We start from the raw sequence: 17,150 nt of genomic DNA on the forward strand, positions 1-17,150 counted from the left end.
ATATGGTCAATATCGCCAGCTTAAAACAAAGAGATAAAAATGAAGGTATAGCTGAACGAATTGAAGAAAAAGATGTATCGTTATCTGTTGAAGATTTAAGCATTTATTATGGACAGAACCAGGCGGTAAAAGGAATTTCTTTTGAAATTGAGAAAAATAAAGTAACAGCGCTTATTGGTCCGTCAGGATGTGGAAAATCCACATTTCTCCGCAGTGTTAATCGAATGAATGATTTAATTCCAATTGCTAGAAGCGAAGGAAAGATCATGTATGAAGACATTAACATTTTAGGGAAAGATATTAATGTTGTTTCTTTACGAAAAGAAATTGGGATGGTATTTCAAAAGCCAAATCCGTTTCCAAAATCTATTTATAACAATATTACACATGCCTTAAAGTACAGCGGTATAAAAGGGAAGAAAAATTTAGATAGCGTTGTAGAAGAAAGCTTACGAAAAGCAGCTCTATGGGATGAAGTAAAAGATCGTCTTCATGAGTCAGCTCTATCTCTTTCAGGAGGACAGCAACAGCGCTTATGTATTGCCCGTACGCTTGCTATGAAACCGAGAATTCTTTTGCTTGATGAACCATCTTCAGCTCTTGATCCTATTTCAAATGCTAAGATTGAAGAGCTTATCGTCAATTTGAAGAAAGAATATACGATTGTCATTGTTACTCATAACATGCAGCAAGCTTCTCGTATTTCTGATAAAACTGCCTTTTTCTTAAATGGAGATTTAGTAGAGTATGCAGAAACCGATAAAATCTTTACAAATCCATCTGTAAAGAAAACGGAAGAATATATTTCTGGACGTTTTGGATAAGGAGGAGCGAGAATATGTCTGCTGTCGCAACAACGAAAACAGTATTTAATATGAACGATTTAAATCTATGGTATGGAGAACACCATGCATTAAAAAATTTAAATTTCTCAATTTATGATCATGAAGTGACGGCTATTATCGGACCTTCAGGATGTGGAAAGTCAACGTTTATTAAGACACTTAATCTTATGAATAAAACAGTGCCAGGCGTAAAAATGTCGGGTGAAATTAATTATAATAACCAAAACATTTTAAACTCTAAAGTCGATTTAGTAGAGCTTCGTAAAAATGTAGGAATGGTATTTCAAAAAGGTAATCCATTTCCACAATCTATTTATGACAATGTTGCTTATGGACCAAGAGTTCATGGAACAAAGAAGAAGCAAGTATTAGATGAAATTGTAGAAAAAAGTTTAAAAGATGTAGCGCTTTGGGACGAAGTAAAAGACCGTTTGAAAGCTCCAGCACTAGGTTTATCAGGAGGACAGCAGCAACGTTTATGTATTGCAAGAGCGTTAGCTACAAAACCTGAAGTTGTATTGATGGATGAGCCTACATCTGCTCTTGATCCTATTTCTACACTAAAGATTGAAGAGCTTGTATTAGAACTTAAAAAGCAGTACACAATTGTAATGGTAACTCATAACATGCAGCAAGCAGCACGTGTTTCTGATAAGACTGCCTTCTTCCTAATGGGAGAGCTTGTAGAAATTAATGATACAGAACAAGTTTTTTCTAATCCTACAGATCAACGCACAGAGGACTACATCACAGGACGCTTCGGGTAAGTTATAATTTCGTATCAGGGGAGGAGACATGAATCATGCGAAAGATGTTTGACGTAGAATTAGACAGTTTGAGAGAGAAACTGTTCTATATGGTTGAACAAGCGCAACACAGCCTTAAAATGGCTGTTTCCTCATTACAACAACAAGACGAAAACCTTGCTAGAAAAGTAATTGAAGAAGCTCCAAAAATTGATGAGTTAGAATATGAAATTAATAATGATGCAATCCAGCTTTTAGCAAAGCAATCTCCTGTTGCTTCTGATTTACGTCGTATTGTTATAGCTATTAAAGTTTCCTCAGACCTCGAGAGGATTGGAGATTTGTCTGAGAATATTGCTCGTATTAGTTTGAGGATAGGAGATAAGCAACTTGTGAAGCCAATTGAGGAAATTCCAAAGATGGCTGAAGTTGTACAAGAGATGCTTCTTTCTTCTTTCAAAGCTTTTGACGCAGAAGATGTAAGGCTCGCTAAAGATGTAGCAGAGAAGGATGATCTCGTTGATGCGTACTATGGCAATCTTGTTGATGAGCTTACAATACTTATGACGACCCATCAACAGGATATTCATCAGCTAACGCAGCTTCAATTTGTTTGTCGTCATATTGAACGAATTGGAGATCATATTACAAATATTTGTGAAAATATTGTTTATCTTGTTACAGGAAAAATGTATGAGTTAAATTGACAAAGAGCGACGGCTAATAGCTGTCGCTTTTTGTTGTAAAGTTTTTGTTAAGAATTAGGTAATTGGTCATGTACCCTTAGTGATAAGTTATGATGATTACATAGGTAATCATCAAGATTTGAAAGGGATTTATAAGCGTAGATAGTAAAAAAGTATGGATTTTTAAATCCGTCTGGAAGTGTACCGATTAGCAAGAAGTTTTATAGTATTTTTTTAATGATGTTTTGTTTTATGATTGTTTCTATTTTCACAGCTATGTTTTTTCTGAATACAACACTGCAAACTTTTCAAAGTGCTACAGAGAAAAATGAGCGGGCTGTTCATATTACAGAAATAGGATCTCTTATTCGTTCTAAAGATATTAACATTGCTGATTATATTACATTTTTAAAAGAGGAGGATTTAAAGCTTTACCGTTCTCATTCATTCTTCAAATCAAATGGCAGAAAATTGGAGGACTGGTGTAACTTCTATTCATGCTGTTTCTAAAAACATTCATTATGAAAGTGACCGTTTCTTAACATCTATACAAGAAGTAAGAAGCGGCAGTGAAGAAATATCCGCAACATTTCAAGACCTTTCAGAGGGAGCCAATATACAAGCTTTCTCGGCAGCCCGAGTAATGGAGACGATGCAAGCATTTAGCGAAGAGATGGATTCCGCTACCAAGGAAGTAGAACATCTTGTTCTTGCCTTTCAATACATAAGAGATATTACGAATAAAGGGAATAAATCCATGGAGGATTCTGTTCAAGAAATGTCTTCTATCTATAATATTGTTCAACTTTGTTACAAAGAAATCCAATCTCTAGATAAAAGCTCAGAGCAAATTACTCAACTTACTGATTTCATTAAAGAAATTGCAGAGCAAACAAACCTGCTTGCCTTAAATGCGGCGATTGAAGCAGCTCGAGCAGGAGAGTATGGAAAAGGGTTTAGCGTCGTAGCTGAAGAAGTGAGAAAACTATCACAGCAAATTGAAAGTGCATTAGGAGATATAACAGGAATTACAACTGAAATTCAAACTAAAGCAAAGGATGTTTTACAGGGGCTAGAATTTGGCTATGAAACGGTTGAAAAAGGAACAACCCTTATTGAAGCAACAGGACAAGGATTTCAACATATTAACGAGAGAATGGAAAAAGGTATTATAACTATTGAAAAGATTTCGCGTTCTATCTATCATCTAAAAGAGCAAAATGTCCATGTTAAAAGTACTTTTGACCAAGTTGCACTAAGCTCGGATAAAATGACAAATCGAACGTCCCAGACGTTACAATCTGTCCAAGTTCAGGACAGTGAAATTGAAACTATATTAAAAAGGATTGAAAACTTATCAAATAATGCTGATGACTTAGCTTTTCTTGTCGAAAAGTTTAATCTAATGAAAGATAAAAAAGAAGAATAGTATGATTCTTTCTAAAATCGTCATACAGAAAATCTCATGGCAGTGGGGGATTGAAACATTTTAAAATAGATAAAAGTATAAAGAATATAGAATCGACAAATTCTGTTCATTGTAGTGGTAATCCAATGATGGTAAAATAAAGGTAAGAAAATTTTAACTATTGTTATGTTTTAAAATCTCTTGAGCGTAAAAGAATGAGGAAGTAGAAGTTCTAATGTCTCTAGATAGACTGTTCCTTTCAGTGCGCACATGTGAAAGGAACATTGTTTTCTTATAGGTAATATAAGTTTACAATGTTCTTTACAATTAACTGAATTTTTAGAAAAATAAAAGTGCTAATGCCTATAAACAATCTTCAACAGAAAGATTTAATAGAAACCGTTTAGCCGACAGTAAATTTACAAATCTTTTAATAAGTTCACATATCAATTGTGTTCGGTACAATAAAACAGATAGAGGGTGCGAAAATGGATACATTGTATACAAACGAGAAGTGTATGGATAATTTCAATGATTCAGCAGCATTTTTTCAACTAAGAATTGGAATGTGGATTGATGGAGAATTTTCATGGATTGAAATGTCCGAAAAAGAATATCACATTCAAAATTGTGTCCAGTACAAATCCTTTGCTTTTCAAGACGAGCATAAGTCTTGCCTTATTGATGGACACAGAATTTCTTTAGAGAACTTAAATAATAGAAGTAAAGAAATTAAGTTATATGTACAGTATGAGCAAACAAAGCCTTTAGCAAAGCTTGCTTACTACAGGCCGAAAGATCATCTTCTTTCTTATCATATTGAAGAAGGGCTTGTTTTTATTAATGGAAAAATTGATGAAAAAGGAATAAAGCAGTATACTGTAACTTCAGCAGATCAAATAAATGAAGAGCGTCATCTTTGGGGAAATATCCGTAAAGGGGCATTAAAACATCAACCTCTTGCATCTCGAAATATTGTGAGTGCGTTTACTTTAGAGAGCTTTCTTCTTCCATATGAGCATACTTCCGCTGATATATGGAAGATTAACGCAATAAATGAAGAAAACGGGGTTAGTGCTAATAGAAAGCTTATAAAAAACAGACTGGAATTTTCATTCGAAAGATGATATTATATTATAGTCTGATTAACGAAATCATGTTTGGAGGGATAACATCATGCGTGTACAAGTAACTTTAGCTTGCACTGAAACTGGTGACCGTAACTACATCACTACTAAAAATAAACGTAACAATCCAGATCGCCTTGAGCTTAAAAAATATAGCCCAAGACTTAAAAAAGTAACATTACATCGTGAGACTAAGTAAAACAGTAGGAATTTTATTCCTGCTGTTTTTTGTTTAAAGAGAACTCTTTTAAAAGATAGATAAGAACATTACATAATAAGGGGATAAAATGATGGAGGAGAAAAAGGTTAAAAGAAATCTAATGAAGAAGAACTTAAAAGAATTATCTTTGTTAGAGCGGAAAGAGATGAATAAAGAGATCTTATCAAGAGTTGAAAATACAAGAGAATGGAAAGAAGCAAGAACAATTGGAATTACACTTGCACTTCCATTTGAAGTTGAAACAAGAGATATTATTAAAAAAGCATGGGGTGAGGGAAAAAGAGTTGCCGTTCCTAAATGTTTTCCTCAGACACACCACATGGAGTTCTATCATCTATCATCTTTCAATGAGCTTGAGACTGTTCAGTTTGGCATTGAAGAACCACTTACTACAGCTGAAAAAATATCAAAAGAAGAACTTGATGTGATCTTTGTGCCAGGAGTAATTTTTGCGAAAAATGGTTATAGAGTAGGCTTTGGTGGAGGATATTATGACCGTTATTTGCAAAACTATCCAGGGAAGAAAATATCAATTGCCTTTGATATTCAAATTGCTGACTTTGTGCCAATTGAACCTCATGATATTCCCGTTGGTAAAATCATTACAAACCAAGAGGTGTTGATTTGTGAATGAGCATCTTCTTTTCTTCCTTCTTATTATTGTCGCATCATATGCCGGATATAAAGTAAAGGCGCTTACAAAATCAGGAGCATTTGGAGCCTTTTTAATAGGAAGCAGCATCTATGCTGGGACAGGAGTGAAAGGTCTTGCTTTACTTGGTGTTTTCTTTATTACTTCTTCATGTGTGAGTTTTTTATTTCAAAAGCGAAAAGAACCTGTTGAAGAAAAACTAGAAAAATCAAGCAGTAGAGATATTATACAGGTGTTTGCAAATGGAGGAGTTCCAGCTTTAGTTAGTCTTTTTTTGCTTTTCGATCCTACTCACAAAGAAATGCTCACTTTCTTATTTGCTGTAAGTATTGCAGCAGCCAATTCGGATACGTGGGCATCAGAAATTGGGACACTTAGTAAAAAAAAGCCACGTTATATTTTATCATTAAGAAAAGTAGAAGCAGGAACATCAGGAGCTATTTCATTGCTTGGAACCTTTGCCGCATTTAGCGGAGCTTTGTTAATTGGTCTTTTCTTCACTATCTTTTGGGAGGAAAAGGTGACAGCTCTTTTGTTTATTGCCATTTTTGGTTTTTTAGGAAATATAGCCGATACTGTTCTCGGAGCAACCATCCAAGTAGAATACAAATGTAGGGATTGTGGTATTCATACTGAGAAAACAAAGCATTGTTACATGAAAACAAAGAAAATTAAAGGCATTACCTTTTTTAATAATGATACAGTTAACGTAACAGCTGTCTTCATTGGAGCACTTCTCGCTTTTCTTGCTTTCCCTTATATACAAGTTTAATAAGAAAGGGAAGAATAATCAGCATTGTTCGTGGGAAAGTAAGAAGAGGAGGTTAGAATATATGAAACGTTTATTAAAGTTTTTCATTATGACTTTACTTATTTCAATTGTTTATCAGTCACGTTATCAATTGTTAAACATGCTGTTAAGAAATAGAGTAGGTCGCAGCTTAGCTGTAAGAACGGCTTTTACTTTCCCTTATATCCGCGGTAAGATGATGTCGCAGCTTTTTAAGTATTAAGAAGGAAGGAACACAGTTTCTTCCTTTTTTTATATGGATGGAATGTAAAAACTTGCTTTTTTTACTGGATTTTGCGATGTTAAAAAAAAGAGTTCAGGGTGGTGAAAAAGATAGCAGTCTTAAAGCAAGATTTTCTATACTTTCAAATCGCACACTTTCTTATAGAAGAACAGAACTACAAACTGATCTACGCTTCCGATTCTAAACAAAATTTATACTTTAAAAATATTGAACAGGATAGCTATATTAGGCTTGTTAAAAAAGATTTAATTTGGACGAGAGATCTTAAAGAAGATATAGAAAAAGAGGAAGAAGCTTTACGAAATTCAACAGTTTATCGCTTGTCCAAAAAAGCAAAATGGACATATTTATATATATCAGATGTAAATCCTTTTTTTGACTTTTACTATGTTTTTAGCACAATTACAAAAGAAAACATAACTGGAAATCTTTTTTCTCCAGCCGATGTAATAGAAGAGGATGAATGGGTTTTCGAAAAAACATTTTCACCGCTTGTAGATGAGGAAAGCGCTTTAAAATTTATAGAAGGTGTGAAACAAAAAATACAAAGTATTGAGCGAGAGCGGGAAAAGACCATTCAAAGAACGTTCTTTTATGGAAAGCCCATTTTTTCTTCCATTTTCCTATTTATACAGATTCTCTTCTTTTTTTGGCTTGAATTTAACGGAGGAAGTCAGAATGTAGAAACGCTCGTTAAATATGGAGCTAAGCATAATGAGCTTCTTTTAGAGGGAGAATGGTGGAGGCTCATTACCCCTATTTTTCTCCACATTGGCTTTTTGCATCTCTTAATGAACAGTATTGCTCTGTATTATGTTGGTACAGTTGTTGAGCGAATATATGGAAGCGGTCGTTTTCTATTAATTTATCTTATAGCTGGAGTATCTGGAACGATAGGAAGCTTTTTATTCAGTCCAACCATTTCAGCCGGAGCCTCTGGTGCTATTTTTGGCTGTTTTGGTGCTCTTTTGTTTTTTGGGTATAAAAGCCCGAAAATCTTTTTTGATACGTTAGGAACAAACGTCATCATGCTCGTTCTATTTAATATTGTGTTTGGCTTCGTTGTACCTGGTATTGATAATGCGGGACATTTGGGCGGACTTATTGGAGGATTTGTTGCAGCAGGTGCTGTTCAACTTCCTAAAAATCAGAGTAAATTAGCTTCTTTACTGTATATTGTAATTTTAATAATTGGGATTGGCAGCAGTTTAGTTTATGGATATAATTATAAGGGTTAGCAGTAAGATTTAATAGGTATATTGAAAGGATTATAGCTTTTAAAAGAGAAAGTATGTTCATACCTATTGAAAGAATTTACAGTAATTCACGAGGGAGAAACCTTGACGACTATAGTGATTCTCGTTACAGTAATATAGGAGAATTTATTAATTAATAGGTGAATAAATGAAAACGTTATACGATGTGCAGCAGCTTTTAAAAAGATTTGGAACTATCATTTATACAGGAAGCCAACAAGCTGACCTTGACCTTATGGAAGAAGAGTTAAGAGAGCTTGCAAGGTCCGGTTTGATTGAATATCGTCAGTTAACTGAAGCACTTCTTTTAATTCGCCATAGACGTGAACAAAGAACAGAAAAAGGATGAGATCTTATGGAAGAGAAATGGCTGATTGGGGTTGATTTAGGAGGAACGACAGTAAAGTTAGCCTTCGTTAATCAATATGGAGAAATCATTTACAAATGGGAAATTCCGACTGATAAAAGCAATCAAGGGCATAATATCCCAACAGATATTGCCAAATCAATTGATGAACAGCTTGAAAAGTGTGGGGAAATAAAAGCTAAAATTATGGGAATTGGCATCGGAGCACCAGGACCTGTAAAGGAAACAAATGGTTCTGTAGATGTTGCCGTTAATTTAGGGTGGAATAAATTCCCTTTGAAAGACTTACTTGAAGTTGAAACAGGTCTTCCTGTATTTGTAGACAATGATGCAAATATTGCAGCAATTGGTGAGATGTGGAAAGGCGCTGGTGAGGGAGCAAAAGATCTTCTTTGCGTTACACTTGGAACAGGGGTTGGCGGCGGCATTATTGCACATGGCGACATTGTACGTGGAGTAAATGGGGCTGCTGGTGAGATTGGACATATTACTTCTGTACCTGAAGGTGGGGCTCCATGTAACTGTGGAAAAACAGGATGTTTAGAAACAGTAGCCTCAGCAACAGGAATTGTACGTCTTGCTAAAGAAAAGATCGCTGAAAACGGAAACACGACAATGCAACGTTTTTATGAAGATGGGACTTTAACATCCAAAGAAGTATTTGACTGTGCTCGTGAAGGCGATGAAGTGGCAAAGGCAGTAATTGAAGAAGTAGCGTTTCACCTTGGTTTAGCGCTAGCCAATACTGCAAATGGATTAAATCCTGAAAAAATTGTTCTCGGTGGAGGCGTTTCTCGTGCCGGCGATATTTTACTTCAGGCTATTAAAGACAGATTTAATCAATTTGCGTTTCCTCGTGTTGCAAAAGGAGCAGAAATTACAATTGCAACGTTAGGTAACGATGCAGGTGTAATTGGCGGGGCATGGCTTGTTAAAACAAAGCTGCCACAGCACGTATAAAAAATTAGACTTGGACACAGAGCTTAGAAAGTAAAAGAGTGTTATTATACACTCTTTTATTTTCTAAGCTTTTTTAGTATGTTGAATATCTCTTAACAGTTCTTCAACATAAAGAAGCTACTTCTATAATAAAATGAACGAGAAGAGGGGGGATAACATGTGGAATACACCTTGTGATTCAAGACGCTTAGAGGAGGCTTTATATGCATTAAACAACCTATACTCTTTCGTCAACATAGAGGTTATTGGGCAGAGCGTGTTAGGACAAGATTTATATCATATAACAATAGGAGAAGGAGCACGAAAGGTCCATATGAATGCCTCTATGCACGCGAATGAATGGATTACAACAAATAGCCTTATACTCTTTTTGTTTCACTATTGTCAAAAGATTGATTGTGATGGAGAAATTGAAAACAAGAAAGCAAGAGAACTTTTTAAAGAGACAACACTTTCTGCTTTTCCGATGATTAATCCAGATGGAGTTAACCTCGTTTTGCATGGAGTTAAATGTGCCGATATAGAAAGGGAAAAAGTGCTGTTTATAAATGAAGGAAGTATGGAGTTTCATCACTGGAAAGCTAATATTAGGGGAATAGACCTGAATAATCAATTCCCAGCAAATTGGGAAATTGAAAAAGAGCGTAAGGAAGCCAAGCGAGCTGCACCACGTGATTATCCTGGTGATGTGCCGCTTACAGAACCTGAAGTAAGAGTACTATATACTTTAACAGAGAAGGAAAACTTTGATTCCGTTCTTTCCCTACATACACAAGGAGAAGAATTTTATTGGGGCTATATGAACAAAGAACCAAAAATCTCGAAAAAAATGGCGGATGAGTTTGCAAGAGTAAGTAATTACAAATCAGTTCAGATGATTGACAGCCATGCAGGGTTTAAAGATTGGTTTATTCATGAGTATAGAAGACCAGGTTTTACAATTGAACTTGGCAAGGGCATTAATCCACTTCCTATTTCACATCTTCCTTCTATTTATGATAGATGTTCTAAAATCTTAGTAGCTCAGTTAGCTTTTGATACCAAAGGATAAAATAAAAAGGATCCGCTTATATTTAAGCGATCCTCTTGCTTTTACAAGCTGATTAGCTTGCTTTTTTCTTAATTGCTTTCTCTTCTTCAAGTTCTTCTCGCAATGCTTTAATAAGTGCCCAGCACATAAAGAGTAGAACAAAAATAAATGGAAAGGCTGAAACGAGCGAAGCCGTTTGGAGAACATTTAGAGCATTTTCCCCACCAGCTAAAAGCAGAACTGCTGCTGATGCAGCTTGAACAATTCCTCATGTTACTTTAATTTTAACAGGTGGATCCAAGTTTCCTCGCTCACTTAACATACCTAGTACGAAACTAGATGTATCTGCCAATGTAATATAATAAATTAATACAACATATCTATTGTTGCCCCTTCCTTTATTCAGTTTTTAGAAAATGGTATTAAAGGGGGGGTGAAGAGATGAACTTTTTTCGAAAAAAGTTATAAACTGTGTTATTTAGATACAAAAAAGTTATGTAAAAGAATTTATGAAGAATAATTTAAGGAATGTAAAAATTATAAATGGAAGATACATTTTTTGTTGAAATTGAATGTAGTAATTGGGCTCTAAAAAGGTGAAAAAGGGATATTATCTTATCGAAAAATATTTTTTAAAAATGCACGCAGTATAAATATATGGGCATTATTAACTGTAAAAGCAGAAATATCTATTCTAAAATATTAAAAGAGATAATTTAACATTTTTGATTTTTAAAATATAGTTGAAATCACCCATTACACGTAGGATAATTCAAGTTAGAATAGAATAAGTTTGAGAAAAAGTGGGTGAGTTGATGAGGAAGAATGTGTTTGTTTTATTGTTGATTTTTGTAGTCCTAACAGGGTGTCAAGCTCATCAACCTAACTCGAAAATTAGAGAAGGAACCAAAGAGAATCATACAATTGATGATATTAAGTCTCTTCATACACAAGATTCTACAGCAATTGGAGATTGGTATGATAAGCATCATGTTTTAGTTATAGATAAAAAAGACAAGAAATATGAAGTGAATCGGTATAATTTATACTCAGGAAAGAGCTCTTCTTTTTTTAAAACGAGCAATCAAGTGATGTCAATAAAGAGAAGTCCTGATAGTAAAATGTTTCTCTTGCAAACTTCTTTATCAGAAGAGAAAATTGAACTTTCTTTTTTAAATAGAAAAGGAGAGTTGCAAAAAAGGTTTTCGTTTCCAGCTTATGAAGTTGAATATAATTGGAATTCCTTTGATGAAAATCGCATCGTTGTTACAACGTTTTCAAAAGATTGGAGCTTTGATGTTTACGCTCTTAATATTGAGACGGGGGAGAAGAAACACCTTTCTACAGATCAGCCATTTGTTCAATGGGTGAGTAAAACAAATATTGCTTATTTGGATAACAAGGATTTAATGAACAATGAAGCGCCCCTCGTGAAAGAAAACATTGAAACAAATAAAAAGAATGACCTATCAAAAAAAGGCCTTATGTTTTCGAATGACCAAAAATATTTACTTGTCCTGCATTACGATCGGAATCAAGAAGGATATGGAATTTATACTTTTTATGATATGAAAAAGCAAAAGGTGAGGGAATTTCAAGTTCCTCTTCTTTCAGATTACTCTGGATGGAGTGTACCGTACTATGGATGGGATTCTCATCAACATGTGTTTTATACATATAAGCCAAAGTACAGTACAAATAAAGCTTCTTACAATGAGGAATTTACGCTTACAGGCTTTTCATTAGAAACGGGGCAAGAAAACAAAATTGCGTTGTTAACGGAAGAGAAGCCAATAAGGGTTTCTCCAGACGGTAAATATGCTTTACTTGGTTTGAATGGAAAGAAAATAGTGGATTTAAGGACAGGGGAAACTAAATCATTGATAAAATAATAGCATGTAAAAAGGGCTTTTGAGTAATATTACTCAAAAGCCCTTTTTGTGTATGTTAATGTCCGCCTGGATAACCATTTCCGATGATTGTCATAACTGTAAAAAATCCGAATACAGCAAAAGTCGCTAAAGCAAAACCAAATCCTAAAAAGTTTTTGTTTTTAAGCGCTGAAATCGTGCCAAATATCGCTAAAAGTGCAACTAGACCAAAAATAATAACTGTACCCATTGATTTCCCCCTTTTCCCCAGTTACTTAATACTATTCACTTGCTAGGTTAAAATATCCGATGTACCATAAATAGTGTACACACTTAAGTTTATTTTATAGCTTTTCTAAATATTTGTCGAGGTAAAAAATCTGAAAATAAGAGGTGTTAAAGGAAATGTTGAAGCATTATAAAAGGTCACTAGGTCCTGTTGGAACGAACTGCTATGTTGTAGCAAACGAGAAAAAAGAATGTCTAATTTTTGATCCAAGTGCAGAAGGCCACAAAATTATGGCACTTATTAAAGAAAAAGGTTTAAAACCACAAGCTATTTTATTAACTCATGCTCATTTTGATCATATTGGAGCCCTTGATGAAGTAAGAGATCGCTTTGATGTGCCTGTTTATCTCCACAAAAAAGAGAAAGATTGGCTTGGAGACCCATCAAAAAATGCTTCTGCTTCTTTCCCATTAGGTCCTGTTACAGCTAAAGAAGCAACAAACTTTTGGGATGTAGAGGGAGAGAAAACGATTGGCAGCTTCTCATTTTCTGTGCTTGAGACCCCAGGGCACACGCCAGGAAGTGTCTCTTATGTTTTCAAAGAAGATGATTTTGTTATCTCAGGTGACGTTCTATTTGCTGGTAGCATTGGAAGAACTGATTTGCCAGGTGGAAATCACGAAGAGCTGCTAGAGAGCATTCATAAAAAAATGCTTACTCTAGGAGAAACAATGCTTGTTTTATCAGGTCATGGTGAAGAAACCACAATTGAAAGAGAAATGGACAACAACCCATTTCTGAATGGCTTCATGTAAATAAAAAGCAGTGCTAACAATAGCACTGCTTTTTATTTTTAATTTGGAAGCGCTATCTGATTATCCTCCAGGAGTCATCATAAATGTCGTCCAATATGTGAATCCAGCAAAGAAAACGGTTAGATACGCTCCAAAAACATAGATGTACATTCGCTCTGAAAGTTTTAAATAGCTTAATAGCACAAAAAAGCCTGTTTGACCTAGAAACAACAGTGACGTTGTTGGCATATGGCCGAGATAGAACATAACTGCGAAAAGTCCCGTCCAAAAGCCAAGAACTCGATACATACGATCCATACGTATCCCTCCCCTTTGGCTCACTATAAAACCTTTTCTTTTTTATTATAATGTGAAAATCAGGAAAAAGTAAATGAGGTTTAAGTTAATCACTAAAAAAGCTTTTCTACACTATATGTACAAATACCTGCTTCTAAACCAACTGTTTTATTAGAGTCTGAAAAAGTAGCATTTTTAAAAAAGTAATATATCATTCCTTGGACGAAAGAACGATGAATGCAGCGCGTTAATTCTTCATTTTGAGGAACAATGGTTTGAAAGGGACAACGCGAAATATGCAGAGAAATGGAGCTATAATCAGGTGAGCCTTGAATAGACAAGCGCATACCAATCTTTTCGGCAGCTTCTTTTATAAGAAAAATTTTATCTTTTCCGTATTTTATAGGTTTAGAAGTAGCGTTTTGATGGTAATAATCTTTAATATAGGCTATCCCCATTTTAATAGCGGTTTTGTAAAGAGCTTCTTTTCCTTCTTCTCCAAATGTAGATATTGTACAGAGAAGTAAATTAGAAAGAAGCTGATAAACATCATAGGAGAATGTAAGCTGGGTAAGATGATCAGAAAGCTTATACAGAAGACGGGGACGTCCTCCTTTTCCGGTTTTATGAGCTTCTGAGATTATGAGATTGCTATCCTCAAGTTTTGTGAGATGGCTTCTGGCTACATTGGGGTGAATATGAAATTTCTCGGAAACTTCTTGAGCGGTAATAGGCATCTCAGTTGTTTTTAAGTGATTATAAATATTAAAACGTGTTGGATCACCGAGAATGCTCGATAGTTTTAATACTTCCTCCATTGAAATCAACCTCCTAATTCAAAAGATAGCTACATTATAGTTCATTTGTCCTATTTTTGGAATATGCAATATAGTAAATTAAAACTCTTTTAAAACAGCCTTAAAAAAGGCTTAAAACAAGGTAACTATGCGTTATGCCAATATTATACAAATAGATAAGAGAATAAATATAATAAAGGGAGAGAATTACAATGGAAAACATTCGTTTCTACACATACCCAAGCTGTACGTCTTGTCGTAAAACAAAAAAATGGCTAAAAGGAGAAGGAGTTCTTTTTAGCGAACGTCATCTCTTTCGTGAAACACCTACATATGAGGAGCTCATTAACCTTCTGCGTTTAACAACAGACGGAATTGATGAAATTTTAGCGAAACGCAGTCAAGAATTTAAGAAGTTAGATATCAATATTGAAGAACTTTCACTATCAGAAGCTGTAGATTTGCTGATTGAACATCCAAGATTGCTAAGAAGACCAATTTTAACAGATGGGCAAAAGCTGGTAATTGGCTATAATGAGTCAGCACTTAAAAATCTTGTGAAAAAGAAAGCCAAAAAAGTTCTTTCAGCATAGAAATCTTTTTTGTTAAGTTATGACTGGGCAGTTTTTTGTAGAAAAATAAAAAATAAAGAAGGAATTTTGAAAAACGTGGCGAAATTTCTGTTTGTACAAAAATGATAGAAAGGTGTGACAGAAATTTTGCTTTCCTCAATTGAAAAGCTTGCTGAAAGTTTAGTTGAAAAAGCTTGCTTGCACAGAGTATCAGATATTCACCTTATTCCTCGTGAACTTGATGCTCTTATCCAGCTCAGGCTAGATCAAGAGCTTTTTCAACATGTGGTTTTGAAAAGAGAGATATTTCAACGGTTACTTGCTCATTTTAAATTTTTAGGAGGTATGGATATTGGTGAGAAAAGAAAGCCTCAAAGTGGCTCTCTTATGATGCAAGTAGAAAACCAACGTGTTTATCTTCGACTTTCAACATTACCTACTGTTTTTGATGAAAGCCTCGTTATTCGCGTGCTCCCTCAAGATAACATGACATCTACTCATTTTCTTTCACTTTTCCCCCATTCCACAAGAAAACTTCTTGCCCTTTTACAACATTCTCATGGATTGTTAATTTTCACTGGTCCAACAGGTTCGGGTAAAACGACTACATTATATACACTTCTCCAGCAAGCTAAAACCCTCATTAATCGAAATATCATTACTCTTGAAGATCCCGTAGAGAAGCAATACGACGGTGTTTTGCAAGTTCAAGTAAATGAACGGGCGGGCATCACATATGAAAAAGGACTGCGTGCAATTTTAAGGCATGATCCTGATATTATTATGGTCGGAGAAATTCGAGATGATGAAACAGCAAAAATTGCAGTTCGCGCTGCTTTGACAGGGCATCTAGTACTTACGACAATGCATACGCGAGATACAAAAGGAGCTATATACAGATTGCTGGAATTTGGGGTTCCATATCAGGAAGTATATCAAACACTTATTGGGGTAGTAGCACAGCGCCTCGTTCAAATTCGCTGTCCGTATTGTGAGGAAAAGTGTGTGCCGCTTTGCAAAATAATGCGAAAACAAAGACAGGCAGGCATCTATGAATTTTTATACGGAAAAGTACTAAAGGAAGTTCTCCAAGAGGCGAACGGAAAGCAAAAAGTCTATTCATATCCAAAACTCAAAGATATGGTGTGTCGAGGCGTTACTTTTGGATACCTTTATCCATCAATATTGGAAAGCTGGAAAGCATATGAGTAAAAAAACAAAACAAAAGAAGCCGTTGCGTGAACAGGCTCAGCTATTAACAAGGCTAGCGAGTTTATTAGAAAAAGGCTATACGATGTCTCAAGCACTAGAATTTCTTAGACTTCAAGGAGATAAAAAGCTTGGAACTGAAATTAGAAGTTGCTTAACAGCTTTGAAAAAGGGCCGTCCTCTTCATGAAGCATTCCAGTTCTACGAGCTCAATAAAGAAGCGCTTGTTTACCTTTATTTTGCAGAACAGCATGGGGACATTAGTTTTGCTTTAAAAGAAAGTGGACGACTTACAAATGAAAAAGCACAGCAGCTTATTAAAATTCGCAAAGTTATTCAATATCCCCTTTTATTATTTTTGTTCTTAATTGGCTTATTTATGACAATGTCATTCGTATTAATTCCTCAATTTTCTTCACTTTACAGCTCCATGAATGAGAAACCTTCTTTTTTCCTTCTTACCTTTTTCTTTCTAGCAAATCATTTTCCACTCCTTTTCCTAACTTTTATCATCATAATGATAGGTATCCTCTTTTACTGTAGAGCATATTTAAAAAGATTATCTCCAGCTCAGAGGGTAAGGTTTTTATCATGCTTGCCAATCTTTGGACCTCTTTATAAAGGTTTTTGTTCTTACTCCTTATCAGCTCATTTAGGCAATCTTTTGAAAGGAGGGTTGTCTATTAACGAAAGTTTACAAGCATTTTGTAGGCAAAAACATTCACCATTTTTTCAAGGAGAAGGAAAACGATTGAAGCTTGCTCTAACAAGAGGAAGACGACTTCCAGAAATTATTGCAGAAGTTTCGTATTATGAATTAGAATTGTCGCAAATCATTTCGCATGGCCAGTCAAATGGTAACTTAGCACAGGAGCTTTGTGACTATAGTGCACTTGTGATTGAGAAATTAGAAGGGAAAATAACAAAAATAATTAGCATTTTACAACCTCTTTTGTTTTCTCTAATCGGGTTAACCGTTCTTTGTTTATATTTGGCGATTATGATTCCTATGTTTCAAGCAATGTCCAGTTTATAAGGAGGTAAAAGTAC

General features: G+C 34.9%; 23 protein-coding genes. 19 read left to right on the plus strand and 4 right to left on the minus strand.

Translation table 11 applies throughout. From position 1 onward, the window contains the following. Positions 1–2: 2 nt before the first annotated feature. The 14 genes from pstB (B9N79_RS02115) to B9N79_RS02180 all read left to right on the plus strand — a co-directional run bounded on the left by pstB (B9N79_RS02115) (position 3) and on the right by B9N79_RS02180 (position 10,352). Positions 3–824 (plus strand): phosphate ABC transporter ATP-binding protein PstB, encoded by an 822-nt coding sequence (gene pstB, locus B9N79_RS02115; RefSeq protein WP_040056799.1) that lies wholly within the window; start codon positions 3–5, stop codon positions 822–824. A gap of 14 nt (positions 825–838) precedes the next feature. Further along, entirely contained in the window at positions 839–1,612 is a 774-nt protein-coding gene (gene pstB / locus B9N79_RS02120) for a phosphate ABC transporter ATP-binding protein PstB (RefSeq protein ID WP_046217857.1), read from the plus strand. Positions 1,613–1,647: 35 nt separating this feature from the next. Then, positions 1,648–2,298: a phosphate signaling complex protein PhoU gene (phoU, locus tag B9N79_RS02125; protein WP_046217856.1), complete on the plus strand. Its 651-nt coding sequence runs from the start codon at positions 1,648–1,650 to the stop codon at positions 2,296–2,298. 231 nt (positions 2,299–2,529) lie between these two features. Beyond that, complete coding sequence (locus B9N79_RS02130) at positions 2,530–2,787, plus strand: hypothetical protein (protein ID WP_040056797.1); 258 nt, start codon at positions 2,530–2,532, stop codon at positions 2,785–2,787. Then, positions 2,738–3,706: a methyl-accepting chemotaxis protein gene (locus B9N79_RS02135; protein ID WP_082023543.1), complete on the plus strand. Its 969-nt coding sequence runs from the start codon at positions 2,738–2,740 to the stop codon at positions 3,704–3,706. Before B9N79_RS02130 ends, B9N79_RS02135 begins: the two co-directional genes overlap by 50 nt. A gap of 467 nt (positions 3,707–4,173) precedes the next feature. After that, on the plus strand, positions 4,174–4,812 hold the full coding sequence (locus B9N79_RS02140) for a hypothetical protein (RefSeq protein ID WP_040056795.1): 639 nt from the start codon (positions 4,174–4,176) through the stop codon (positions 4,810–4,812). Positions 4,813–4,861: 49 nt separating this feature from the next. Further along, positions 4,862–5,011: a 50S ribosomal protein L33 gene (gene rpmG, locus B9N79_RS02145; protein ID WP_019391484.1), complete on the plus strand. Its 150-nt coding sequence runs from the start codon at positions 4,862–4,864 to the stop codon at positions 5,009–5,011. A 91-nt stretch (positions 5,012–5,102) separates the two neighbouring features. Continuing rightward, positions 5,103–5,666: a 5-formyltetrahydrofolate cyclo-ligase gene (locus tag B9N79_RS02150; protein ID WP_048896878.1), complete on the plus strand. Its 564-nt coding sequence runs from the start codon at positions 5,103–5,105 to the stop codon at positions 5,664–5,666. Next, positions 5,659–6,456, plus strand: coding sequence for a DUF92 domain-containing protein (locus B9N79_RS02155; protein ID WP_040056793.1), 798 nt, complete (start codon positions 5,659–5,661; stop codon positions 6,454–6,456). The genes B9N79_RS02150 and B9N79_RS02155 overlap by 8 nt, the downstream gene beginning before the upstream one ends. Before the next feature lie 61 nt (positions 6,457–6,517). Further along, a complete protein-coding gene (locus B9N79_RS02160) occupies positions 6,518–6,697 on the plus strand; it encodes a hypothetical protein (RefSeq protein WP_019391487.1) in 180 nt (59 codons plus the stop codon). 101 nt (positions 6,698–6,798) lie between these two features. Next, complete coding sequence (locus B9N79_RS26705; RefSeq protein ID WP_048896877.1) at positions 6,799–7,956, plus strand: rhomboid family intramembrane serine protease; 1,158 nt, start codon at positions 6,799–6,801, stop codon at positions 7,954–7,956. A 166-nt stretch (positions 7,957–8,122) separates the two neighbouring features. Then, the gene (locus B9N79_RS02170; RefSeq protein ID WP_019391489.1) at positions 8,123–8,323 is read left to right on the plus strand and encodes a YqgQ family protein; all 201 of its coding nucleotides are present in this window, start codon (positions 8,123–8,125) and stop codon (positions 8,321–8,323) included. Positions 8,324–8,329: 6 nt separating this feature from the next. Next, positions 8,330–9,301, plus strand: coding sequence for an ROK family glucokinase (locus B9N79_RS02175; protein ID WP_019391490.1), 972 nt, complete (start codon positions 8,330–8,332; stop codon positions 9,299–9,301). Positions 9,302–9,458: 157 nt separating this feature from the next. Further along, positions 9,459–10,352, plus strand: a complete 894-nt coding sequence (locus tag B9N79_RS02180) for a M14 family metallopeptidase (protein WP_040056792.1) — start codon at positions 9,459–9,461, stop codon at positions 10,350–10,352. A gap of 52 nt (positions 10,353–10,404) precedes the next feature. Here the strand turns inward: B9N79_RS02180 and B9N79_RS02185 are convergent, their stop codons facing one another. Further along, the gene (locus B9N79_RS02185; protein ID WP_272542054.1) at positions 10,405–10,596 is read right to left on the minus strand and encodes a BCCT family transporter; all 192 of its coding nucleotides are present in this window, start codon (positions 10,594–10,596) and stop codon (positions 10,405–10,407) included. 550 nt (positions 10,597–11,146) lie between these two features. Here B9N79_RS02185 and B9N79_RS02190 point away from each other — a divergent pair. Continuing rightward, positions 11,147–12,223, plus strand: coding sequence for a YqgU-like beta propeller domain-containing protein (locus tag B9N79_RS02190; RefSeq protein WP_040056791.1), 1,077 nt, complete (start codon positions 11,147–11,149; stop codon positions 12,221–12,223). Between the two features lie 55 nt (positions 12,224–12,278). On the opposite strand, the gene B9N79_RS02195 is transcribed toward B9N79_RS02190, so the two are convergent. Further along, the gene (locus tag B9N79_RS02195) at positions 12,279–12,452 is read right to left on the minus strand and encodes a DUF2759 domain-containing protein (protein WP_019391493.1); all 174 of its coding nucleotides are present in this window, start codon (positions 12,450–12,452) and stop codon (positions 12,279–12,281) included. A gap of 158 nt (positions 12,453–12,610) precedes the next feature. Here B9N79_RS02195 and B9N79_RS02200 point away from each other — a divergent pair, with 158 nt between their 5' ends. Beyond that, on the plus strand, positions 12,611–13,246 hold the full coding sequence (locus B9N79_RS02200) for an MBL fold metallo-hydrolase (protein WP_026009482.1): 636 nt from the start codon (positions 12,611–12,613) through the stop codon (positions 13,244–13,246). A 60-nt stretch (positions 13,247–13,306) separates the two neighbouring features. On the opposite strand, the gene B9N79_RS02205 is transcribed toward B9N79_RS02200, so the two are convergent. Continuing rightward, on the minus strand, positions 13,307–13,543 hold the full coding sequence (locus tag B9N79_RS02205) for a DUF2626 domain-containing protein (RefSeq protein ID WP_019391495.1): 237 nt from the start codon (positions 13,541–13,543) through the stop codon (positions 13,307–13,309). 92 nt (positions 13,544–13,635) lie between these two features. Continuing rightward, complete coding sequence (locus B9N79_RS02210; protein ID WP_048896876.1) at positions 13,636–14,340, minus strand: helix-turn-helix transcriptional regulator; 705 nt, start codon at positions 14,338–14,340, stop codon at positions 13,636–13,638. A 191-nt stretch (positions 14,341–14,531) separates the two neighbouring features. On the opposite strand from B9N79_RS02210, the gene B9N79_RS02215 reads away from it, so the two are divergent. The 3 genes from B9N79_RS02215 to comGB all read left to right on the plus strand — a co-directional run bounded on the left by B9N79_RS02215 (position 14,532) and on the right by comGB (position 17,136). Then, entirely contained in the window at positions 14,532–14,912 is a 381-nt protein-coding gene (locus B9N79_RS02215; protein ID WP_040056790.1) for a Spx/MgsR family RNA polymerase-binding regulatory protein, read from the plus strand. A gap of 123 nt (positions 14,913–15,035) precedes the next feature. Next, positions 15,036–16,103: a competence type IV pilus ATPase ComGA gene (comGA, locus tag B9N79_RS02220; protein WP_231573087.1), complete on the plus strand. Its 1,068-nt coding sequence runs from the start codon at positions 15,036–15,038 to the stop codon at positions 16,101–16,103. After that, positions 16,096–17,136: a competence type IV pilus assembly protein ComGB gene (comGB, locus tag B9N79_RS02225; protein ID WP_040056788.1), complete on the plus strand. Its 1,041-nt coding sequence runs from the start codon at positions 16,096–16,098 to the stop codon at positions 17,134–17,136. The genes comGA and comGB overlap by 8 nt, the downstream gene beginning before the upstream one ends. Positions 17,137–17,150 lie beyond the last annotated feature (14 nt).

Origin of the sequence: Priestia filamentosa, assembly GCF_900177535.1 — a bacterium.
Lineage (GTDB): Bacteria > Bacillota > Bacilli > Bacillales > Bacillaceae_H > Bacillus_I > Bacillus_I filamentosa.